The sequence below is a fragment of the Pseudomonas anatoliensis genome, from assembly GCF_017976235.1.
In the GTDB taxonomy this organism is placed as follows: Bacteria; Pseudomonadota; Gammaproteobacteria; order Pseudomonadales; family Pseudomonadaceae; genus Aquipseudomonas; species Aquipseudomonas anatoliensis.
In genome coordinates, this window is record NZ_JACVHC010000007.1 from 124,527 (window position 1) to 148,585 (window position 24,059).

Consider the following 24,059-nt stretch of genomic DNA (forward strand, 5'->3'; position numbering starts at 1 on the left):
CGCGTGCAAGAGTTAATCGAGTCGGTAGGACAACTTTCGGCTAAGCAAAGAAAGGCTCTGGCGGTTCTGCTCAAGCAGAAAGGCGTCAACCTCTTTGACATTGCCCCGGTTTTCAAGCGCACGGCTGAAGAGCCGCTGTTGCTGTCCTACGCTCAGCAGCGCCAGTGGTTTCTCTGGCAGTGGGCGCCGCACAGCGCGGCCTACAACATTCCGACGGCCCTGCGTTTGCAGGGACCGCTGGATGTGACTGCGCTGGAGCGCAGCGTCCAGGCGCTGATCGAACGACACGAAACCCTGCGCACGGTGTTCACTCAGGAAACCGGGCAACCCTTGCAAGTGGTCCTGCCCGCAGGACCCTTTGCACTGGAGATCCATCAACTGAGCGCTGCGCTGGCGAACGACCCTGAGGCTTCAATTCAGGCGTTCGTGCAGACCCAGAGCCAGAAAACTTTCGACCTGGAGCACGGCCCGCTGTTGCGCGCCGCCTTGCTGCAAGTCACCCCGCATGATCATGTACTGGTGCTGACCCTGCACCACATCGTGTCCGATGGCTGGTCGCTGCAAGTGATGATCGAAGAGCTGGTGCAGCTTTACGCTGGCTTCAATCTCGGTCACGACGCCGGTCTGCCGGCATTGCCGATTCAATACGCCGACTACGCCTTGTGGCAGCGGCAGTGGATGGAGGCCGGTGAGCAGGAACGGCAACTGGCGTACTGGCAGGAGAAGCTGGGCGGCGAGCAACCGGTGCTGGAACTGCCGATGGATCGCCCGCGCTCCATCGAGCAAAGCTTCGCCGGCGCCAGCCATAACCTGATTCTCGACCCGACGCTGAGCAACGCGCTCAAGGCCTTTGCGCGCAAGGAAAATGTCACGCTGTTCGTCTTGCTGCTGGCCTCGTTCCAGGCTTTGTTGCACCGTTACAGCGGGCAGCCCGACATTCGTGTCGGTGTGCCGGTGGCCAACCGTGGGCGGGTCGAAATCGAGCGTCTGATCGGCTTCTTCGTCAACACTCAGGTGCTCAAGGCCGACATCGACGGGCAACTGCCGTTTGTCGAGCTGCTGCGTCAGGTCAAGCAGACCGCGCAGCAAGCGCAAGCCCATCAGGACTTGCCGTTCGAGCAACTGGTCGAAGCGCTGGAGCCGGGCCGCAGCTTGAGCCACAGTCCTTTGTTCCAGGTGATGTTCAACCACCAGGCCGAACGCCGCGCGAGCGTCGAGACGCGTCTGAACGGCTTGAGCATCGAGCCACTGGAATGGCAGAGCCAGACCGCGCAATTCGACCTGACCCTCAACACCACCGAACAGGCGCATGGCATCGAAGCCGTGCTCAAGTACGCCACCGATCTGTTCGACGCGGCAACCATCGAGCGTCTGGCGCAACACTGGACCGCACTGTTGCAGGCCATCGTCGCCGAGCCGACGCAGCGCATCGGCCAGTTGCCGATACTCGATGGCAGCCAGCAGCAACAATTGCTCGCACAGTGGAACCCGGCGTTGGTCGAGCAAACGGTCGAGCAATGCATTCACCAAACCATCGAAGCCCAGGCCGAACGTCATCCCGATGCGGTGGCCGTAACCTGCGACGGGCAACGCCTGACCTACGCAGAACTCAATCGCCGCGCCAACCAGTGGGCGCATGTGCTGATCGCGCGTGGCGTCGGCCCGGACGTGCGCGTCGGTGTCGCCGTTGAGCGTTCGCTGGACATGATCGTCGCCATCCTCGCGGTGCTCAAGGCCGGAGGTGCCTATGTGCCGCTGGACCCGGGTTACCCGGATGATCGCCTGAGCCACATGATCGAAGACAGCGGCATCGAGTTGCTGCTGACCCAAGAGCATCTGCTGGCGCAACTGCCGGTTCCGCAAGGGCTGGCGTGCCTCGATCTGAATCAAACGCCAGACCATGGCAACGACACCAACCCGGTGTGCCTGACTACGCCGGACAATCTGGCCTACGTCATTTACACCTCCGGCTCCACCGGCAAACCGAAAGGCGCGCTGCTGCCGCACAGCAACGTCATGCGCCTGTTCAGCGCCACCGAACACTGGTTCGATTTCGGTCCGCAGGACAGCTGGACACTGTTCCATTCCTACGCCTTCGATTTCTCGGTGTGGGAGATCTTCGGTGCGCTGCTCTATGGCGGCAAACTGGTGGTGGTGCCCCACGACGTCAGCCGCTCCCCGGAGGATTTCTACACCCTGCTGTGCGACGAAAATGTCACCGTCCTGAACCAGACGCCGTCGGCGTTCAAACCGTTGATGCAGGTGGCCAGCGAGTCGACACGCGATAACGCGCTGCGTTATGTGGTGTTCGGTGGCGAGGCGCTGGAAGTGCAGAGCCTGCGTCCGTGGTTCGAGCGTTTCGGCGACTGTGCACCCACGCTGATCAACATGTACGGCATCACCGAAACCACTGTGCACGTGACTTACCGGCCGTTGTCGCTGGCTGACTTGCAGCATAGCCACAGCAGCCCGATCGGCGAGCCGATTGTCGACTTGTCGTGGTACTTGCTCGACAACTCGCTGAACCTGGTGCCGCAAGGCTGCATCGGCGAGTTGTACATCGCCGGCGCCGGTCTGGCCCGTGGTTACCTGAATCAGGCGGGAATGACTGCTACGCGGTTCGTGCCGGATCCGTTCAATCCGCAGGCGGGAGAGCGTCTGTATCGCACCGGTGACCTCGCGCGGTTGCGCGGCGACGGTGTGATCGAATACATCGGCCGTATCGACCATCAGGTGAAGATCCGCGGCTTTCGTATCGAACTCGGGGAAATCGAAGCGCAACTGCTCAAGCACCCCGAAGTGCGCGAGGCGGTGGTGCTGGCGGTCGATGGCCTCAGCGGTCAGCAACTGGCGACCTGGATTGTCGCCAACGAGGCGCTGGACGCCGAAGGGCAGGGCGCGCTGCGCGAATCGATCAAGGTTCACCTGCGCGAATCCCTGCCGGACTACATGGTACCGGTTAGCTGGGCATTCCTTGAACGTCTGCCGCTGACGGCCAATGGCAAACTCGATCGCAAGCAACTGCCACAGCCCGACGTCGCCCAGGTGCAGGAAGCGTACGCGGCACCGCGCAACGAACTGGAACAGCGTCTGGCCGAGATCTGGCAGGACGTGTTGAAGGTCGAGCGGATCGGCCTCAACGACAACTTCTTTGAGCTGGGCGGCGACTCGATCATTTCGATTCAGGTGGTCAGCCGCGCCCGTCAGGCGGGCATTCGTTTCACCCCCAAGGACATTTTCCAGCACCAGACCGTGCAGCGTCTGGCCACTGTCGCGCAACAAAGCGATGCGGTGCAGACCCAGCAGGGCGAGGTACTGGGCGACGCGGTCCTGACGCCGATCCAGCATTACTTCTTCAACAGCGACATCCCGGCGCGGAATCACTGGAACCAGTCGATCCTGCTGACCCCGGCCACCGCGCTGCAAGCGGCACCGCTTGCGCAGGCGTTGCAGCATCTGCAACGGCACCATGACGCCCTGCGCCTGCGTTATCGCCAATCCAGCGATGGCTGGCAACAGAGCCATGCGCCTGCGGAGCAAGCGCAAGCGTTGCTGCGCACCTTTACGCTGGACGACAGCGCGGCATTGCCGGCCTTGTGCCTGGACTTGCAACGCAGCCTCGATTTGCTCGATGGCCCGCTGATTCGCGCGGCGCTGGTCGATTTGCCGGACGCCAGCCAGCGCTTGCTGCTGGTGATCCATCACCTGGTGGTCGATGGTGTGTCGTGGCGGATCCTGCTGGAAGATCTGCAAACCGCGTATCAACAACTGAGCACCGAGCAAGCCGTGCGTCTGCCGGCCAAGACCAGCGCGTTCAAGGAGTGGGGCAAGCGTCTGCAGGAGCATGCCCGCAGCGCTGAGCTGGAAAGCGAACTGGATTACTGGCGCGGGCAGCTGCGCGATGTGTCGGTCGAACTGCCGCTGGACAACCCGCAGGGCCAGTTGAGCAACCGTTTCGAACGCAGTGTCGATACGCGTCTGGACGCCGAACGCACCCGTCAGTTGCTGCAACAGGCGCCAGCGGTTTATCGCACCCAGGTCAACGACTTGTTGCTGACCGCGCTCGCCCGGGTCTTGTGCCAGTGGACCCACACCGACAGCGCACTGGTGCAGCTTGAGGGTCACGGTCGTGAAGACCTGTTCGACGACGTCGACCTGAGCCGCACGGTGGGTTGGTTCACCAGCATGTTCCCGGTGCGCCTGACCCCCGACGTCAATCTCGAAGCGTCGATCAAGGGCATCAAGGAGCAACTGCGCGCGATCCCCAATAAAGGCATCGGCTATGGCTTGCTCCGTCACTTGGGCAGCCCCGAGGCGCAAGCTTCCCTGAACCCATTGGCGCAACCGAAGGTGACGTTCAACTACCTCGGCCAGTTCGACAACAACTTCGACGCCGACGCCCTGTGGGTGCCGGCCACCGAAGACAAGGGCGCCGGCCAGGACGAAAACGCGCCGATGGCCAACTGGCTGACCATCGACGGCCGGGTCTATCAGGGCCAACTGAGCCTGACCTGGACCTACAGCAGCGATGTTTTTGAAGAGGCCACCATCAACGCGCTGGCCCGCGCGTATGAAGTGGCGCTGGGCGAGTTGATCGACCATTGCCTGAGCCACCCGAGCGGTGGTTTGACGCCGTCCGACGTGCCACTGGCGGGGTTGTCCCAAGCGCATCTGGACAGCCTGCCGATCCCTGCCCAGCGCATCGAGGACATTTATCCGCTGGCGCCAATGCAGCAGGGCATTCTGTTCCACAGCCTGTACGACGCCGATGCCAGCGCCTATGTCTATCAGATGCTGCTGGACATCGACGGCCTCGACGTGGCGCGCTTCCAGCAAGCCTGGCAGCGCGTAGTGGATCGCCATGAAGTGCTGCGCGCCGGTTTCATCTGGGGCCGCGACGGCCTCGATGCGCCGCTGCAAGTGATCAACCGGCAGTTGACCCTGGAAATGCCGGAAGTCGATGTGCGCGGTGTGACGGATCTGCCGGCCGTGCTCGAAGCGCGGGCGCAGGCCGACCGTGAGCGCGGTTTCGATCTGCAGAACCCGCCCCTGTTGCGCCTGTGCCTGCTACGTACTGCCGATGACCGTCATCGTCTGATTTTCACCTGCCACCACATCCTCATGGATGGCTGGAGCAACTCGCGGATGTTCGGCGAGGTATTGCAGGATTACGCCGGTCACCCGGTGCCGAGTGCACAGGGTCGTTACCGCGACTTCCTGGTCTGGCTGCAAGGTCAGGACAAGGCCGGCGCAGAGGATTTCTGGCGCGGGCAACTGGCTGAACTGGACGAGCCGACCCGTTTGGCCTCGGCCTGCCATGGGCGTACCGTGCCGGGGCCGGGCAAGCAAATGCATCGTCTGCATTTCGACGAAGTCTTTACTCAGCGCCTGAACAGTTTCTCCCGTCAGCAGCAAGTGACCCTCAACAGCCTGGTGCAAGCGGCGTGGTTGCTGGTGCTGCAACGCTACACCGGCCAGGCCACCGTTGCGTTTGGCGCAACCGTGTCCGGGCGCCCGGTTGATTTGCCGGGCATCGAGCAGCAACTGGGTCTTTTCATCAACACCTTGCCGGTGATCGCCAGCCCGCAGGCCACGGTCAGCGTCGGCGACTGGGTGCGCAGTGTGCAGGACAAGAACCTGTTGCTGCGTGACTTCGAGCAGACGCCGTTGCAGGACATCCAGCGTCTGGCGCAACTGAGCGGCGAAGCGCTGTTCGACACTTTGCTGGTGTTTGAAAACTATCCGGTGTCCGAAGCATTGGAAGCCAATCCCGGTGGCCTGCGTTTCGCAGGTTTAGAACACCGCGAGCAAACCAACTACGGCCTGACCTTGATCGCCGGGGCCAGCGACGTGTTGAATCTGGACTTCAATTACCTCACCGAGCACTTCGCCGAGTGCAGCGTGCAGGGGCTGGCGGCGCATATGCAAGAAGTGCTGCGTCAGTTCCTTGAGGCGCCGCAACGGCTGTTGGGCGAGATCGGCCTGCTGTCGGTCGCTGAACGCCAGACACTGGCGCAGTGGAACGACAATCACGCCACGTATCCGGCTGGACGTCTGATCCCGCAAAGCTTCGAAGCCCGCGTGCAAATGCATCCGCACGCACAGGCCCTGAGTCACGCCGGCGTGGCCCTGAGCTACGCCGAACTCAATCAGCGCGCTAACCAGTTGGCGCGTCATCTGCAGGTGCTCGGGGTCGGCCCCGAAATCCGCGTGGGCGTGGTGATGCCGCGTTCGGCGGAGCTGGTGATCGCCTTGATGGCGGTGCTCAAGGCCGGTGGCACCTATGTGCCGCTGGACCCGGATTATCCAGCCGATCGCGTGGCTTACATGCTCGAGGACAGCCAGGCAAAAGTCCTGCTGACGCAACAGCCGCTGCTGGCGCAATTGCCGCAGACCGACGCCGAAGTGGTACTGGTCGAGGCGGGGGGGCAGGCGTTTGCCGAGTTGTCTTCGGACAATCTGCCGGCGCAGGGCGACTCCGCCAATCTGGCGTACGTGATCTACACCTCCGGTTCCACCGGCAAACCGAAAGGCGTGGCCATCGCTCATCGCAATGTGCAGGCGCTGATTCACTGGTCCGCCGATGTCTACAGCGAAGACGATCTGCAAGGTGTACTGGCCTCGACGTCGGTGTGTTTCGACCTGTCGGTGTGGGAGATTTTCGTCACCCTCGCGCGTGGCGGTTCGATCGTCATGGCGCGTAATGCGCTGGAGCTACCGGACTTGCCGGAGCGTGATCAGGTACGCCTGATCAACACCGTGCCGTCGGCGATTGCCGCACTGCAACGCATCGGGCAGATTCCGCAGGGCGTGCGCATCATCAACCTCGCTGGCGAGCCGCTGAAGCAGAGTCTGGTCGATACCCTTTACCGCGAAACCTCGGTGGCTCACGTCTACGACCTGTACGGGCCTTCGGAAGACACGACCTATTCGACCTGGACTCGCCGCGCACTCGGTGGTCAGGCGAACATCGGTCGGCCGTTGGTCAACACCACGGCGTATATGCTCGACGGCCAATTGCAGCCAGCGCCGATTGGAGTGGCGGCCGAGCTGTATCTGGCTGGCGATGGCATCACCCGTGGCTACCTGTTCCGCCCGGGCCTGACCGCCGAACGTTTCGTGCCGAACCCGCTGTCGAAAACCGGCGAGCGCATGTATCGCACCGGCGACCTGACCCGCTTCACTGACGACGGCCGTATCGAATATGTCGGGCGCATCGACCATCAGGTGAAGGTGCGCGGGTTCCGCATCGAACTGGGTGAAATCGAAGCGCGTTTGCTGGCCCGCAACAGCGTGCGCGACGGCGTGGTGCTGGCCGTGGATGGCCCGAGCGGTCAGCAACTGGTCGCGTACGTGGTACCGAGCGACAGCAGCCTGAGCCTCGAAGAGCAGGACGCTCTGAGCCAGGCGTTGCAGGACGTGCTCAAGGCGCATCTGCCGGAGTACATGGTGCCGGCGCAGTGGCTGTTCCTCGAGCAGTTGCCGCTGACCCCGAACGGTAAACTCGACCGCAAGGCCTTGCCGGCACCGGACGCCAGCCAGTCGCAGCGCGATTACGTGGCGCCGTCGACGCCGCTGGAGCAACAACTGGCTGAAGTCTGGCAGGACATTCTCAAAATCGAACGCGTCGGCGTCACCGACAACTTCTTTGCCTTGGGCGGCGATTCGATCATCTCGATTCAGCTGGTCAGCCGCGCGCGTCAGCAGGGGATTCGTTTCACCCCGAAAGATTTGTTCCAGCAGCAGACCGTGCAGAAACTCGCCACGGTGGTCTCGGTCGATCACGCCGACTCCGTCAGCGACACCCCGGCGGACTATCCGTTGGCCCAACTGGATCAAGCGCAGCTCGATGCATTGCCGATGCCGGCTGACATGATCGAGGACGTCTACCCGCTGTCGCCGATGCAGGAAGGCATGCTCTTCCACACGCTGTCGGATAACGGCAGCAGCCTTTACATGCAACAGGTCAGCCTGCCGATCAAGGGCCTGGACGTGGAGCGTTTCCGCAAGGCCTGGGAGTTCGTGATTGTCCGCCAGGCCATTCTGCGCACCAGTTTTCATTGGCAGGATGGCTTGAGCAAACCGTTACAGGTGGTGCATCGCCATGCGCCGTTGCAAATGCAGGTGCTCGACTGGCGCGAACGCGACTTCAGCGAAGCGGCTATCGCCGAGTTCGCCAGCGATGACCGCGCCCTGGGCTTCGACCTGGCCGATGCGCGCTTGCAACGGATCACCCTGCTGCGCCTGAGCGACGATCAGTATCAAATGATCTGGACCAGCCACCACATCCTGATGGATGGCTGGAGCAGCTCGCGCCTGTTCGGCGAGGTTTTGCAGTACTACGCCAAGGGCGAAATCATCGGCGAGAACGGTCGTTACCGCGACTTCATCGCCTGGTTGCAGGCGCAGGATCAGGACGCTCAGGAGCTGTTCTGGAAGGCGCGTCTGGCCGTGGTCAACGAGCCGACGGCCCTGAGCCAGGCGATGCATCCGCGCCACAGCGTCGATGTCGCCGGCCACGATGCGATCTATTCCAATTGGGACAAAGCGCAAACCACGCGCCTGTTGCAGTTCTGCCGCGATCTGCGCATCACCCCCAACACGCTGATTCAGGGCGCATGGCTGCTGCTGTTGCAACGCTACACCGGCCAGCAGACGGTGACCTTCGGTGCCACAGTGTCGGGACGTCCGGAAAGCCTGGCGAATGTCGGCAACATGCTGGGTCTGTTCATCAACACCTTGCCGATCATTCAGACGCCGCAAGCGGATCAGCGTCTGGCGGACTGGCTGGGCGAAGTGCAGGCTTACAACCTCGACATTCGCGATTATTCCCAGGCGCCGCTGGCCGATGTACAACGCTGGTCCAACCTCGGTGGGCAGGCGCTGTTCGACAGCATCGTAGTGTTCGAAAACTTCCCGATCGACGACCGTTTGCAGGAAGAAAACGACACCGACCTGACCTTCGGCAAATCCATCGGCCATGGCGTGACCAACGTGCCGATGGACCTCGCGGTGATGCTCGGCGACGAGTTGTCGATCGAATACCTGTATCTGCGCAGCCACTTCAGTGCCGACGCCGTTGTCGGTATTCGCCAGACCATGGAGAACACGATTGCCGCGATGTTGGCGGCACCGTACGAGCGCCTCGGCAACTTGCAGCGCCTGAGCAACGAGCAATGGCAAGCAGCACAGGCCTGGAGCGCCGAACCGGCTCACTCGCATCAAACGACCCTGTTGCCTGAACTGATCAGCCGTCACGCGCAACAGCAGCCGCAGGCGATTGCCTTGCAATGCGCGGGGATGAGCCTGAGCTACGGCGAACTCGAACAGCGGGCCAATCGTCTGGCTAACTGTCTGATCGAACACGGTGCCGGGCCGGAAGTAGTGATCGGCGTGGCCTTGCCGCGTTCGCTGGAGATGGTGGTGAGCTTCCTCGCCGTCCTCAAGAGCGGTGCGGCGTACGTGCCGCTGGATATTGAGTATCCGCCGGAGCGTCTGGCATACATGATCGAAGATTCGGGCATGGCACTGCTGCTGACCCAGAGCAGCCTGCGCGCGACGCTGCCGGCGCCGGAAGGTCTGCTGCGCCTGGAAATCGATCACCTTGATGAAAGCCGCTACGCCGACCACGTTCCCGACTGCCGCGTTCACGAGCAGGGTCTGGCGTATCTGGTCTACACCTCCGGTTCCACCGGGCGTCCAAAAGGCGTGGCGGTCACCCAAGGCCCGCTGAGCATGCACTGCCAGGCGATTGCCGAGCTGTATGAAATGGACGCCAGCAGTTGCGAGCTGCACTTCATGTCGTTCGCCTTCGACGGCGCCCATGAGCGCTGGCTGAGCACCTTGTACAGTGGTGGTCGCCTGGTGATCCGTGACGGTTGCCTGTGGACGCCGGAGCAGACCTATCAGGCGCTGCACGATTACGGCATCACCATCGCCTGCTTCCCGCCGGCCTACCTCAAACAACTGGCTGAATATGCGGCGGCCAGCGGCATTGCGCCGCCGCCCGTGCGGATCTATTGCTTCGGCGGCGATGCGGTGCCGGATCAGACTTTCGAGCAGGTCAAGGCTGCGCTGCGTCCCGAGTACTTCACCAACGGCTACGGCCCGACCGAAACCGTGGTCACGCCGATGCTCTGGAAAGTCCCGGTCAGCCAGCATTGCGAAGCGGCTTATGCACCGATCGGCCGCGCCGTCGGCGCGCGTTCGTTGTACGTGCTCGACGAGGATTTGAACCCGTTGCCGCCCGGTTTTGCCGGTGAGCTGTACATCGGCGGGTACGGTGTCGCCCGTGGTTATCACGGGCGTGCGGACCTGACCTGCGAGCGCTTTGTACCGAACCCGTTCGCGGCGGGCGAGCGCTTGTATCGCAGCGGCGATCTGGTGCGTTTGCGTACCGACGGTGTGGTCGATTACGTTGGCCGTATCGACCATCAGGTCAAGGTGCGCGGCTTCCGCATCGAACTGGGCGAAGTCGAAGCCAGTCTGCGCCAATTGCCTTCGGTCACCGATGCACTGGTGATCGCCCGTGACAATGCCTCTGGCAAGCAACTGATCGGTTATGTGGTCACCGTAACTGGCGAAGACATCGGCGATGAACTCAAGGCTGGCCTGCGTGCTTCGTTACCGGAATACATGGTGCCGGCGCAGATCGTCTGCCTGGATGCTTTCCCCGTCACGCCAAATGGCAAGCTCGATCGCAAGGCGTTGCCGGAACCGGAATTCGAAACCGAGGAATACATCGCGCCGCGCAACGAGCAGGAAAGCTTGCTCGCGGACATCTGGGCGCAGGTGCTGCAGGTCGAGCAGGTGGGTATCAGCGATAACTTCTTCGAACTGGGCGGCGACTCGATTCTGAGTTTGCAGGTGATCTCCCGCGTCAGAAACCACCCGACGTTGCAGATGGATCTCAAGCTGCGCGACCTGATGCGTTATCAGACCATCGCCGGCATCGTCGAGCAGGAAGTGGCGAAGGAGGGCACGGCCCAGCCACAGACGGACGTCACGCAAGTGGCCACCGAGGGGCTGTTCAATCTCTTGCCGATTCAGGAGTGGTTCTTTGCCGAAGGCATGGCCGAGGCGCATCACTACAATCAGTCGCTGCTGCTGAGCGCGCGCCAGCCGCTGGATCTGGACGCACTGGAGCAAGCGCTGAGCTGGGTCGAGCAACATCACGACTCGTTGCGTCTGCGTTTCAGCCACGAAGGCGGACGCTGGTTGCAACGCTACTGTGACCTCAACGAACAGGGCGAAGTGTTGCTCTGGCGTCGCGAAGCGGACAACAGCGAGCAGGTCGAAGCGCTGGCCAACCTCGCCCAGCGCAGCCTGAAACTCGACGACGGGCCGGTCTGGCGGGTGATGCACGTCGCCTTGCCCGATGGCCAGGCGCGATTGCTGGTGGTGATTCATCACTTGGTGGTCGACACCGTGTCCTGGCGGATTCTGCTCGACGATTTGAAAGTGGCCTACGAGGCGTGCGTGCAGGGGCAGGAGCCGAAACTGCCGATTCGCACCAGCAGTTATCGTTCGTTCGCCGAGGCGTTACAGACCCAGGCGCCGGTGATCGCCGAGCAGGAACTGTCGTATTGGCTGGAGCAACTGGATCAGCCGGGCGTCGATCTGCCGTGCGACAACCCGCGCGGCAAAAACCTCGTGCGCCAACAAGCGCAGGCGCGGCTCAAACTGTCACGCGAACACACCGAACAACTGCTCAAACAAGCCCCGGCGGTGTACGGCACGCAGATCAACGATCTGCTGCTGTCGGCACTCAGTCGCGCGCTGTGCCGCTGGAGTCAACAACCGTCGGCGCTGATCCTGCTCGAAGGCCATGGTCGCGAAGACCTGTTCGAGACCATTGATCTGAGCCGCAGTCTGGGCTGGTTTACCAGCATGTTCCCGGTGCGTTTGCGTCCAGACAGCGATGACATTGGCCGTTCGATCATCAACGTGCAGGCGCAATTGGCAGCGGTGCCGCAGAAGGGCATCGGCTACGGCGTGTTGCGTCATCTGGCGGGGGCCGAGGTGTCCCGGCAACTGGCCGAGCTGCCGCAAGCGCGGGTCACGTTCAACTACCTGGGCCAGTTCGACCAGAGCTTCGACGAGCAGGCGTTGCTGGTGCCGGCGCTGGAAGAAACCGGTGACAACTACAGCCTCAAAGCCAACCTGGGCAACTGGCTGGAAATTGTCGGCCAGGTCTATGACGGTCAGTTGGCCATGCGCTGCATCTACAGCAGCCAGCGGTATCGCGCCGGCACCATGGATGCCTTGATGAACGATTTCCAGCGTGAGCTGGAGGCGTTGGTCGAGCATTGCATGGCACGCGTGGGCTGATCGCCAATTGCACTGACTCTTGTGGGGGGCGTCGCCCGTGCGCGCCCCTTGTTTGCTCATACAAGGACCTTATCGATGTCGTTACACCCTGATCTGGAAGCCTTCCTCGACCTCGCTCAAGACAGCCAGGACGCCGGCCTGCCGGCCATGCACCAATTGACCCCGAGCGAAGCCCGGGCGACTTTCGAGCAGACCACGGCGCAGTTGCGCTGGCCTGTGCCCGAAGATCTGCACGTTACACCGGTCGACACCCTGGCTCGCGACGGTGCGCCATTGGCGTTGCGTCTGTACCGGCCCAATGGTGCGTCTGCGCCGATGCCGGTGCTGGTGTATTTTCACGGCGGCGGTTTTGTCGTCGGCAGCCTCGACTCCCATGACGGTGTGTGTCGTGAATTCTGCCAACGTACACCCTGTGCGGTGCTTTCGGTTGGTTATCGGCTGGCACCGGAGCATCGCTTTCCTACGGCGCTGGAAGATGGCGAGGATGCCTTGTCGTGGCTGGCGGAAAACGCTGCGGGCCTGGGTCTCGACACCTCGCGCGTAGCGTTTGGCGGCGACAGTGCCGGTGCTACCCTGGCCACCGTGCTGGCTGTGCAAGCGGTGGTACAGCCGTCGACGGTGGCCGTCGCGCCCAAGGTGCAGTTGTTGTGTTATCCGGTTACCGATGCATCGCGCACTCATGATTCACGCTTGCTGTTCGGCGAGGGTTATCTGCTGGAGAACGATACGCTGGACTGGTTCTATCAGCACTATGCCCGCAGCCCGCAGGACTATTTAGACTGGCGCTTTTCGCCATTGCTGGCGGAGGACTTGCGTGGTGTGGCTCCGGCGATTGTGCTGTTGGCCGGGTTTGATCCGTTGCTGGATGAGGGGCAGGCTTATGCGGATAAATTGCGTGAGCACGGTGTGAGTGTTGAGCTTGAGCATTGTTCGGGGTTGACCCATGACTTGCTGCGTATGGCTTGCGTTATGCCTGATGTTTTGCAGGTGCATGAACGCCTGAGCCGGGTTTTGGCGCGGGCTTTGGGTTGATTGTGGTTTGGTTGGGGGTGAATATCCGTTGCTGCGGGTGTTGCTGATTAGGGTTCCGCCCTTACGGCGGGTCACTTTTGGCAAACGCCCCAAAAGTAACCAAAAGGTCTGTGCCCTGACGTTCGGCCCCTCGCTGAGGCTCGGGGTCCCTTCGTTCCGGAATTGATCCGGGGGCATCGCCTCCGGTTTGCTTCGCTGCACCTCCTTTCGATGTGTTTGGCTTCGCCAAACGGTCGCTGCGCTCCCACCCCCGGATCAACCCCTCCACTCAGCCTGCCGACGGGCTCCGAGATCAAGATCAAGAGCGGTACTCGAGCTTGCGCTCATTGTGTTGAGTGGGGCGGCATGCGCCGCGTGCGGGGTGTACTTGTTTTCTTGTGGGAGTTGACTTGCCAGCGATGGCGGCCTGACAGCCGACCAAGTTTTGATAGATGTACTCAACCCCTTGTAGGAGTTGCCGAAGGCTGCGATCTTTTGATCTGCTTGGCTTTGGCTTTGGCTTTGGCTTTGGCTTTGGCTTTGGCTTTGGCTTTGGCTTTTGACGTTGCTTTTGATCTCCAGGCCCATCGGCAGGCTGAGTGGAGGGATTGATCCGGGCGAGGGAGCGTAGCGACCGTACGACGCAGTCGTATACAGCGGAAGGAGGTGCAGCGAAGCAAACCGGAAACGCTGCGCCCGGATCAATCCCGTAGCGAAGGAACCCGAGCCTAAGCGAGGGCCGTACGTCAGGGTAAAGCCTTTTTGGTTACTTTTTCGGCGTCTGGAAAAAGTGACCCGCCGTAAGGGCGGAACCCTAATCAGCAACACCCGCAGCAACGGATATTCACCCAACCCCCAAGAACATGGTCGGCCCAAAGGCCGCCAAAAAAAGCCAAAAAAAAGCCCCACCAAGGCAGGGCTTTCTTAAAAGCGAAAAATCAGAAGTCAGCCTTCACCGACATCACGAAATTACGCGGATCACCATAAAAGTTACCGAACCCTTCGGTACCAATGGTCGAGTAGTAACGCTTGTCAAACAGGTTATTCCCGTTCAACGCAACCGACCAGGTGTCATCGATACGGTAGCCAATGCGACCGTTCCACACGGCATAACCGGCACCATCAATGTTGTCACCGCCCAAGGGCGAAGTCCGGTAGTTGCCCGTCTGCGCATTAACGCCAGCACCAATCGTCACGCGATCCAGCGGCCCGCTCAGGCTGTAGTCACCCCACACACGCAACAGATGACGCGGCACGTAGGAGTTATAGATCACGCCGTCTTGGGTGGCGTCAGCATCCTCCAGCACTTTGGTCTGGGTATAGGTATAGCCAGCCAACAATTGCAGGCGATCAATCACCTCACCGCTGACTTCAGCCTCGAAGCCCTGCGCGCGCACCTTGCCGGAGTTGATCGAGCAAGAGCTGTCTTCGCAGCGAGGGTCATCCTGAGCCGCATCTTTCTGAAGGGTGCGGAACAGGTTGAAGGAGCTGTTCAGACGTCCGTCGAACCACTCACCCTTGATCCCCAACTCGTAGCTCTGGCCAACCAATGGCTTGAGGGTGCTGCCATCGATAGTCTTGTAGGCGCCTTGCGGGGTAAAGATGTCGGTGTAGCTGGCATACGCAGTCAGGTTGTCGTTGAGGTCGAACAGCACACCGGCGAACGGCGTGACCTGCCCGGTTTCCGTGGACTTGGTGTTGACCTGGGTGCCCTCACCGCGGAAGTACTGCACCGAGTCGGTGTCGGACTTGTACCAGCTCACACGGCTGCCCAGTACGAGGGTCAGCGGATCGGCGAGTTTCAGGCGCGCGATGGAGTAAGCGCCGTACTGCTTGATGTGCATGTCCACCGGGCCGCCACGGGAGGCATTGGCCAGGTAGTAGCTTTCGTCCGGTTGCGGGATGTGGTGGTTGGGGTTGAGCACGTTCTGCCGTTGGGGCAGGGCGGCTACCGCGTAGAAGTCATCCTTGTGCGAGCGGCTGGCGTTGGCGCCGACCGTCAGTTCGTGTTGCTGGCCGAAGGCGTCGAATTTGCCATCCACGTAGGCATCGAAGCCGTAGTCGCGCTGGTCGTAGTCGTAAATGCTGCCCAGCATCAGCGTGTTGGAGGCGGTGGCACCGATCGGTACTGCGCCGCTCGGGAACGCGTATTCCATGTCCTGAGTGTTGCGCGAGTAGACGCCGGCGACCTTGAGCGACCAATCGTCGTTGAATTGGTGTTTCAGGTCGGCGAAGTAAGTGGCGCGTTTGCTGCGCTGGTTGTTCCACGCGGTGTTCAGGCACGTGGAGCGCTTGAGGTGCAGGTCGGAGCCGTCGGCGTAACGCGGCAGACCGCCCCAGCACGGCGTGGCATCGACGTCTTCCCAGGCGAAGCCCAGGCCCAGGGTAGTGTCGGGGCTGAGGTCGAAGTCTAGGGCGCCGTAGTAGATCTGGTCCTTGCGGCTGGCCACGTCATAGAAGTACTGACGGGTCTGTTCGGTGACCACGGCGCGACCACGGATGGTGCCAGCGTCGTTCAGCGGGCCGCCAGTATCGACCTGACCGCGATAGTTGTCCCACGTCCCTGCCGACAGCGACAGTTGTGTGTGCGCGGTGTCCTGGCCGCGCTTGCGCACGAAGTTGACGCCACCGGCTGTGCCGCCTGCGCCTTTCATCATGCCCGCTGCACCGCGCAGGACTTCCACGCGGTCATAGATGGCCATGTCGCTGTTGAAACTGTCGGCCTGTACGTAGCTGCTGCCCATATCCAGCGGCACGCCGTCGTACTGATATTGACCGGTCATGCGGAAACCGCGTGAGTAGAAATACTTGCCGCCCATTGGCGAGTCGTAAACGGTGATGCCCGGCGTCTTTTCCATCACCTGTTCGATGGTGTTGAGGTTCTGGTCGTCGAGCATTTTGCGGGTCATCACCGTGACCGATTGCGGTGTTTCCTTCAGCGAGTGCACACCCTTGCCGATGGTCACTGCGCCTGTAGTGTAGGAGTTGCTGCCCTCGGTGGTGGCGGTCAGGTGCTGGGCGTTGACGTTGGTCGGTGCCAACTCCATTGCATCGCCTGTGGTCGGGCCGAGTACCGTGACGGTATTGCCGTCGCGCTGATAGCTGATGCCAGTGCCCTTGAGGATGGCTTTGAGCGAGTCGTCATCCTGATACCGGCCGCTGAGCGGGCTGGAGCGCAGACCTTGCAGGTTTTCCGGGCTGTAGATGATTTGCAGGCTGGTCTGCTGGCCCAGCGCCTGGAGCGCCTGCGCCAGTGGCTGAGCCGGAATGTTCAGGGTCCATTCCTGCGCCTGGACGTAAGGGGCGGCAGCGACAGTCAGTGCCAGACCCAGACCGGTGCTGGCCAGTCGGGAGCTTGTCGCGCCGTGCATCAGCAGGGCTCGAGTCAGAGGGCGAAGCATGAAACGGGATGCGGACATGAGGTTAAGACCTTGGCAGGTATAGTTGTTAATGGTTCTTATTCATCTCATTAAGACGAGGAAGCCGCGGCAAACCGGAAAATTATTTTTTCCAGCCTGGCCACGGCCTCTTCAATCAAGCAGTTTGCAGTTCGCTTTTGACCTTGCCGGCCTCCATGCGCACAAGCTGATCGGCAACGTCGAAGTAACGGTCATCATGGGAAATCACGATGATGGTTTTGCCCAGACGTTTCAGGTCGGGCAACAGTTCGGTGTAGAAAATGCGCCGGAACGTCGGATCCTGATCCGCCGCCCATTCATCGAACACCAGCACCGGACGCTCTTCGAGCCAAGCGTTGACCAGCGCCAGTCGCTTGCGTTGGCCGGTGGACAAATCGGTGGTGCTGAAGGCGCCGTCGCGCACGCTGACCTTGTGCGCAATCTCCAGACGCTCCAGGTAGCGCGTGGCGTCCTGCGGGACTTCGCGGTCGCCCTGAATCAGATCATCGAACAGGTAATAGTCGGCAAAGATGGTGGTGAAGTTCTGCCGGTAATCATCGCGGTTGAGCGCGGTGATCGGTTGATCGTTGACGCGGATTTCGCCCTCGGTCGGTGCATAGAGACCCAGCAACAGTTTGATCAACGTGGTTTTGCCACAACCGTTTTCGCCGACAATGAACACGATGTCACCCTGTTCGATGCGCAGGTTGACTGGCCCCAGACGGAACGGTTCGCTGCCTTCCACTGGAGGGAAGGCGTAGCGCACATTGTTCAGTTCCAGACTGTTGACGACGCCGGGTTTCTTGCCGTGATCCTCCAGCAACAGATGCGGTTCGGGCGAGGAAAACTGCTCGCTCAGCTCGGCGATGCGGCGGAAGGCAATTTGTGCGCGGCTGATGATCGGCAAGGTGCTGACCAGATGTTCCAGCGGCCCCTTCATGTACAGCAGCACCAGGACAAAACCGCTCATCACCGCTTTATCGCCGCTAGGCCAGAAGGATTGCAGGGCCAGCGCCAGGCCGATCACCACGAAGAACAGCATCGAACCGAACGACTTGGCGATGACGAAGGTGTTGATCGATTTGATCTGGGTGTCGCAGATTTTTTCTGCGGTTTTCTGAATCCCGGCGACAAACATGCGCTGACGCCGTGGACGATGAATGCGCAGTTCCTTGGCACCCTCGGCAATCGCGTTGTAGTGCTTTTGCAGTTCATCTTCGCAATCACGGGCGGCGTAGAAACCGCGCATGCCCTTGGCCCGGGCAATCGCCTGAATGGTCGTGCCGATGGCGATGGCCACCAGCATCATCAGGAACATCGGCCACGACAGCATCGCCAGATAACCAAGGCAGCCGAGGGTGACGGTCATCGAAATCGCCAACGGCGCAAAGGCGAAGGCGAAGTCACTGATGGTGTCGACGTCGTGAGTCAATACCGGGATCAGGCGATGGCTGCGATAGCGTTCGATCTGGTCGATCGGCGCCGACAGCACTTTTTCCCCCAGTTCCTTGCGCAGCTTGGCAATGATGTGTTGGCCGACATAGTTGGTGCCGATGTCGGACAGAATCGTCGTCAGCAGCGCCAGTGCACACAGGCCGGCGAAGATCATGACTACGGTGCGGGTCAGGCCGTCGTCGGAGTGCAGGGCATTGTTGATGGTCGCCAGCAGCACAGTGACACTCAGGCCGCCGATCATGCCAAGCACGATGGACGCAGAGACGATCAGGCGGAAGGGCTTGAGCAGGGCGAACAATTCGTTGATCGCCCCACGCGTAGGCTTGGTCATGGAGGATTCCTGCTTCGATGCGGAGGGAGTGCCGGTACTTAAGGAAAACGAATGGTCACGGACTTTCTTTAAACGACCGCAGGTGGGCTGCGGTCGCGTGAGGCGGGATCAGAGGTCGCGCACTACTCGAAACCCGAGCCAGTCGCCCTTGCTGGTTGGCCAGCTGCTGTTGCGGTTGCCGGAACGGGAGAACACCGGCGCTTCGCCCCAGTCGTTACCGCGCATGACCTGGCGCTCGCAATTTTCCTGCGTCCATGGGCGACCGTCGCTCGGTACGTCGGAATAATCCTTGTGATAACAGTCGGCGGTCCATTCGTAGACGTTGCCGTGGGCGTCATAAACGCCAAACGCGTTGGCCGGGAAGGTGCCGGCCGGTGAGGTGAAGTTGTAGCCGTCGGCGGCGCCATAGGTGTTGGCGTGTTTGGATATCTGGTAGTTGTTGCCTTCATCGAACGGGAACGGGAAGGGCCCGGTGCTGCCACCGCGGGCGGCGTATTCGCGGATCGATTCGCTCTGCAGGCGATAAGCGTTGCCGGTCTTCTTCGACAGCCAGTCGATGTAGCCTTGGGCTTCAGCGACGTTCATGCACACGGCCGGATCGCGCGCCGTCTGTTTGAATTCGGGTTTTCCGGCCGTGCAGCGACGACCCGGACGATCATCGAAGTCATAAGGTTTGTTGCCGGTTTCGCGCACATACGCGTCCCATTCGCCCACCAGCACCTGGAAGCGGCTGATGGCGAACGGTTTGCTGAAGGTCACTTCGTGGCGTGGGCCTTCGTCCGGTTCGCGACCGACTTCGTCGTCCGGGGTGCCCATGGTGTAACTGCCGGTCGGCAACACCACCATTTCCGGGCAGTCCTTGCAGTCTTTGAACACTTTTCCGGGTGCCGGCGGGGTGGCAGCTTGAGCGGCGCCGGGCAACAGGCCGGCGCACAGCGCAGTCAGAGCCAGGGCGGGGAGCGCCTTGAAAGTGAAGCGGGTGTGAGGCTTTTTCATGAGTCGTCTCTGTGAAAGGAAAACTGGAGTCGAGGAATCAGGCGCGCAGTTTTTTACCGAGGATGTCCATGAACCGGTCGACTTCGGTTTCGTTGTTCAGCAGCCCTGGCGACGTACGAATCACCGGACCGACATCGCGGCTGACGGCATCGCAGATCACCCGGTTGTTCATCAGGTAAGCGGCCACTTCATCACTGTCCTGGCCCTTGACCCGGAAAAAGCTGAAACCGGCGGAAAACTTCGGATCGAGCGGGGTTACCAGTTCGATGTTCGACTGTTCGCGCAGGCGCTGTTTCAGGTAGCTGTTGAGCTGATGGATGCGGGCCTGCACGTCGGCCTTGCCCAGTTGCAGGTGCAACTTGAAGGCTTCGTCCAGCGCCCAGCGATGTTCGAAGGCGTGGTAACCGCCCGGGGTCATGGTGTTGGCGAACGTCGTGGCTTCGGAAAATGTCGGTACGCTGGGGCTGATGTACTTGAGCTCTTCGCTGCGGCTGCAAACGATGCCGGTGCCGCGGGGGCCGAACATCCACTTGTGGGTGCCGGCAATGAAAAAATCGCAGTTCATCTGCGCGAAGCTCAGGTCATCGACACCGAAGCCGTGCACCCCGTCGACCACGTAAATCAGCCGATCCTTGTCGTCGCGTCCGCGATTGTGTTCATCGACCAGACGCGAGATGTCGGCGATCGGCAATTTCACTCCGCTGCCCGAATGCACCCAGGTCATGCCCAGTACGCGGGTTTCGGGGCGGATGTTGCGGTTGATGGTGTCGAGTACCTGATCCAGCGAAATGCTTTGCGAAGTGTCGAACAGCTTGAGTTTGCGAACTTGTGTGCCGTCGCGCCGGCTACGGAATTCGAGAATGTTGCGGGTTGAGTAATGCTCGTGAACCGTGGTCAGGATCTCCTGATCCGGGCGAACATGTACGCCGCCATAAATCATCGCCAGGCCTTCGGTGGTGCTGCCGGTGAGAGCGATCTGGCTCGGTTTGGCTTGCAGGTACTTGCCGGCCCAGACCCGCACGTTTTCTTCGCGCTGCTCGGTGACGCCCAGGTCCCAGTCCATCGCCAGTCCCGGATTCAGATCCAGCGCTGCGCGATGGCGTTCGATGGCCTCGCGCACGGGGCGGGGATGTGAAGTGACCAGAAAGTTGGCGAAGTGAATGGCCTGCGGATCCTGATCGAACAACTGGCGCAATTGCGCCCATTTGTTGCCCGGCAGCGCAGGGTGAGGGGTGGCAGCGGTCGCGCAGGCAAGGCTGGAACCCAGGGGCAGGGCAGCGGCGAGTACGCCGGCCTGTTTCAGGAATGTACGACGGTCAGTCATGGCTTGGCCGCATCCTGACGGGAAATCAGCGTGGGTTTTGCAGCCTTTTGCACTTGATCCCAAACGCGCAGGAAGTTGCCGCCCCACAGCTTGGCGATGTCCGCTTCGGAATAGCCACGCTGGATCAGCTCGGCGGTGACGTTGCGGATTTCGCCGACGTTTTCCCAGCCCTTGATGCCGCCACCATCGTTGAAGTCCGAAGCGATGCCGACGTGGTCGATGCCGATCTTGCGCACGGTGTAATCGATGGCGTCGCCGAGATCCTTGAGGGTCGCTTTCGGCTCTTCTTCAAGAATGCCGTAGAGGCCGCTGGCGTATTGCCCGAGTTTCTGTTCGGACCAGGCGGTGATGATCGGATCGCCCGGCATCAGGGCCATGGCCAGGTTCGGCAGTGGCGGCAGGTCGAAGCGTGCGCGCAGGGCGTTGAGTTTGTCCTGGGTGCCTTGAGTCAGCGGTTTGAGGTACTGCGAAAAGCCGACCACCTGCACTACGCCGCCATTGTTTTTGATCAGTTGCAGCTCTTTGTCGCTGAGGTTGCGTGGAATATCCACCGCCGCTCGCGGCGCCGAGTGCGAGGCGACAATCGGCGTACGACTCAACTGCACGACTTGCTCCAGACCTTTGGTCGACATCTGCGAGACGTCGATGATCACCCCCAGATCGTTCAAGCGATGCACGGCTTGTTTGCCGATGTCGGAGAGACCGTCGAGCGCGTCGGGAGAGTCATTGAAAAAGGGCAGCGGGCGCGAAGAGTCGGCCCAGCTGTTGTTACCGATATAGCTGAAGCCGAACATGCGCATGCCGCGTCCGGCCCACAAGTCCAGTTTGCTCAGGTCGTTGCCCAGTGGATAGGCGTTGAGCATGCTGATGAAAATCGCAAACTTGCCTTCACCGTGCAGACGGCGGAAATCATCCGGGGTATAGGCGATGCCGACCTGATTGGGGAAGTCGCGCACCATCCCGGAAATGATCTTGTAGCGCACTTCCTGCTGGTTGCGCGCTTCCTCGACAAAACCTTCGGTCGGGCGGTGCGGTGCATTCGGGCCATTCCACATTTCCGGCCAGCCAAATACGGTCAGTGCTGCGCCGGACAGCCGTCCACGGTTGGCCTTGATCAGGTCGAACTGCCCCGAGCCATCCTTGTCGGCTTCGTTGCCGTGAGTGCCGAAGCTCAACGGCACGGTGATGTGGCTGTCGAAAGAGAGGATGCGATCCTGCAGTTCGGTCGCCTGCTTCATCACTTTGACCGGATAGCCGGGGTTGTCCCGAAACCAGTAATCCCAAGCCAGAAACCCTGCGCCGGCGCTGATCGCCAAGGCCAGCGGCAGGCCGATAAATAGAGCCTTTTTCGAACGCGGTTTTGTCATTGCCATCTCATTCAGGTTCGCCGTCGAGGTTCAGGCGCAGGGGCCTTTGCTATCTGGGAGGAACGAGCGGCGGAGCGGGTAATTTAGGGACGGAAGGTGAAAAGGCGACGGCGAATGCCGGGATCTTTCACCGCGGCCATAAATTTCCTCGGCGAGCAAACGTTCTAGCTTGGATAAAGCCTGCTTCATGGCTGACACAGGTAGGGCAATGACGATCTCTCGACGCTGGTTCATGGCGGGCATGGCACTCACGGGCGCCGCGCTGCCTGCCGCTTTTTATGCACATCGTGAACTGACCCGTGAGGAGTTTCCGATCACCCCGGGAGAGGCCACGGTCGACCTGGCGGACACGGCTGGCCAGCAGTTGGCGGACAGTTTGCGCGGCGTGTGGGACATTCGTTTCACTGGTGCTGCCGCTGGACTGGATGGCTTGCCCAATGAAGGTCTGGAGCTGTTTCTCGACATTGCCCACCGTGGCCGCGGTTTGCGCGGTTATCTCGACACGGGGGCTAACCTGCGTTCCGAGGCGCCAGTGCGTTATCAAGTCATCGGCGATCTGGCGCCGGGTAATGGCGCCGAGATGTTCTGGCGTCTGATGCGCAGCGATGCGCCGCAAGCGCCGGCGGTGTACGAATTCAAAGTAAAACTGGACGAAGTCTGGGCCGCGTTCGGCAACGCTGGCAGCGGCACGTTTACCGGACAAGTGCTGCGACTGGATCGCGCGCTGGGTCTACCAGAACTCGACAATCACTTCATCGCGATCAAGCGACGGTTTCCCGAAGCCCGAGAAAGAGTCGGATTGAATCCGGCGTTTCTGGCGTGGCTGGTAGCGCCCGAACATCGGCTGTTCCATCAGCTCTGGCATGCGTCGCGGGACAAGTGGCACAAACTCTCCGAAAAAAAACGTGATGCGTTACGTGGTATCGGCTGGCAACCTGGCCCACGGGACAAGGAGCGTGATGCCCGTGGGCCGCGTAAGGATCGCAACGGCTCGGGCATCGATTTTTTCTTCATGCATCGACACATGCTGGGCAAAGCCCGTTCGATGCAAGACTTGCCGTCATGGCAGGCATTCCCCATGCCGCAGCCGGAGCTGGAGCGTGACCGTCAGGGCTTCGCCCGCTACTTCGACAATCACGACGGCAACGCATTGCCGCCAACGTGGCTGACCGAAGGCGACGACGAGTACACCAAGTGGGTCAGCGACATCAAAGCGGCCGAAACCTATCACAGTAATTTTCAGGTGTGGGAGTCGCAGTACCGCGATCCGCGCTACTTGTCGAAACTCACCCTCGGCCAGTTCGGCTCGGAAGTCGAACTGGGCCTGCACGACTGGTTGCATATGCGCTGGGCATCGGTGGCCCGCGACCCGTCCAACAACATTCCAGTGCCGATGGCGCGGGATCAGGCGGATTTCGCCGCGCGTTGGTATGCCCCGGAAAACGACTTTCTCGGCGATCCGTTTTCCTCCCATGTGAACCCGGTGTTCTGGCGTTTTCATGGCTGGATCGATGATCGGCTTGAAGACTGGTTCCGCGCCCACGAGCGTTTTCACCCGGGGGAAGTCAGTCGCCTCGAGGTCAACGGCGTGCCGTGGTTTGCGCCGGGGCGCTGGGTTGAGGTCGATGACCCCTGGCTGGGCCCCGACACTCACGGCTGCAGCAGCGTGCCCGGCCTGCAAGTCGGGCGCTCGGTAGAGATGGACCCGGAAACCATGAAGCTCGCCCTGCGCATCACCTTCGGTGACGAAGACAACATGGCCGACCTGTTCCGTAAGGTGCCGCAGCGGCCGTGGTACGCCAGGCATTTGAAGGTGAAAGGCCGGCAACTTTAAGCGTCACCCATCC

The 24,059-nt window shown here is 61.2% G+C and carries 8 protein-coding genes; 3 read left to right on the forward strand and 5 right to left on the reverse strand.

The window, feature by feature from the left end; genetic code table 11:
* Positions 1–3 precede the first annotated feature (3 nt).
* Together ICA16_RS22180 and ICA16_RS22185 are read left to right on the forward strand one after the other, a co-directional pair.
* On the forward strand, positions 4–12,330 hold the full coding sequence (locus ICA16_RS22180; protein WP_210701583.1) for a non-ribosomal peptide synthase/polyketide synthase: 12,327 nt from the start codon (positions 4–6) through the stop codon (positions 12,328–12,330).
* A 75-nt stretch (positions 12,331–12,405) separates the two neighbouring features.
* Positions 12,406–13,362 (forward strand): alpha/beta hydrolase, encoded by a 957-nt coding sequence (locus ICA16_RS22185; RefSeq protein WP_210701584.1) that lies wholly within the window; start codon positions 12,406–12,408, stop codon positions 13,360–13,362.
* A gap of 917 nt (positions 13,363–14,279) precedes the next feature.
* On the opposite strand, the gene ICA16_RS22190 is transcribed toward ICA16_RS22185, so the two are convergent.
* The 5 genes from ICA16_RS22190 to pvdM all read right to left on the reverse strand — a co-directional run bounded on the left by ICA16_RS22190 (position 14,280) and on the right by pvdM (position 22,212).
* Complete coding sequence (locus ICA16_RS22190; protein WP_210701586.1) at positions 14,280–16,760, reverse strand: TonB-dependent siderophore receptor; 2,481 nt, start codon at positions 16,758–16,760, stop codon at positions 14,280–14,282.
* A gap of 115 nt (positions 16,761–16,875) precedes the next feature.
* Positions 16,876–18,525: a cyclic peptide export ABC transporter gene (locus ICA16_RS22195; RefSeq protein WP_150601401.1), complete on the reverse strand. Its 1,650-nt coding sequence runs from the start codon at positions 18,523–18,525 to the stop codon at positions 16,876–16,878.
* Positions 18,526–18,633: 108 nt separating this feature from the next.
* A complete protein-coding gene (gene pvdO / locus ICA16_RS22200; RefSeq protein ID WP_150601402.1) occupies positions 18,634–19,521 on the reverse strand; it encodes a dihydropyoverdine dehydrogenase in 888 nt (295 codons plus the stop codon).
* 37 nt (positions 19,522–19,558) lie between these two features.
* Positions 19,559–20,845, reverse strand: coding sequence for a pyoverdine-tailoring periplasmic protein PvdN (gene pvdN / locus ICA16_RS22205; RefSeq protein WP_210701587.1), 1,287 nt, complete (start codon positions 20,843–20,845; stop codon positions 19,559–19,561).
* On the reverse strand, positions 20,842–22,212 hold the full coding sequence (gene pvdM, locus ICA16_RS22210; protein WP_210701588.1) for a dipeptidase: 1,371 nt from the start codon (positions 22,210–22,212) through the stop codon (positions 20,842–20,844). The genes pvdN and pvdM overlap by 4 nt, the downstream gene beginning before the upstream one ends.
* Positions 22,213–22,420: 208 nt before the next feature.
* Between pvdM and pvdP the strand changes: the two genes are divergently transcribed.
* Positions 22,421–24,046 (forward strand): pyoverdine maturation tyrosinase PvdP, encoded by a 1,626-nt coding sequence (pvdP, locus tag ICA16_RS22215; RefSeq protein ID WP_210555575.1) that lies wholly within the window; start codon positions 22,421–22,423, stop codon positions 24,044–24,046.
* The last annotated feature ends 13 nt before the right edge of the window (positions 24,047–24,059 follow it).

What these genes read in the sequence shown, in the direction of transcription:
- ICA16_RS22185 (WP_210701584.1), top strand. Translation starts at nt 12,406, where the DNA reads ATGTCGTTACACCCTGATCTGGAAGCCTTCCTCGACCTCGCTCAAGAC.
- ICA16_RS22190 (WP_210701586.1), bottom strand. Translation starts at nt 16,760, where the DNA reads ATGTCCGCATCCCGTTTCATGCTTCGCCCTCTGACTCGAGCCCTGCTG.
- ICA16_RS22195 (WP_150601401.1), bottom strand. Translation starts at nt 18,525, where the DNA reads ATGACCAAGCCTACGCGTGGGGCGATCAACGAATTGTTCGCCCTGCTC.
- pvdO (WP_150601402.1), bottom strand. Translation starts at nt 19,521, where the DNA reads ATGAAAAAGCCTCACACCCGCTTCACTTTCAAGGCGCTCCCCGCCCTG.
- pvdN (WP_210701587.1), bottom strand. Translation starts at nt 20,845, where the DNA reads ATGACTGACCGTCGTACATTCCTGAAACAGGCCGGCGTACTCGCCGCT.
- pvdM (WP_210701588.1), bottom strand. Translation starts at nt 22,212, where the DNA reads ATGACAAAACCGCGTTCGAAAAAGGCTCTATTTATCGGCCTGCCGCTG.
- pvdP (WP_210555575.1), top strand. Translation starts at nt 22,421, where the DNA reads ATGACGATCTCTCGACGCTGGTTCATGGCGGGCATGGCACTCACGGGC.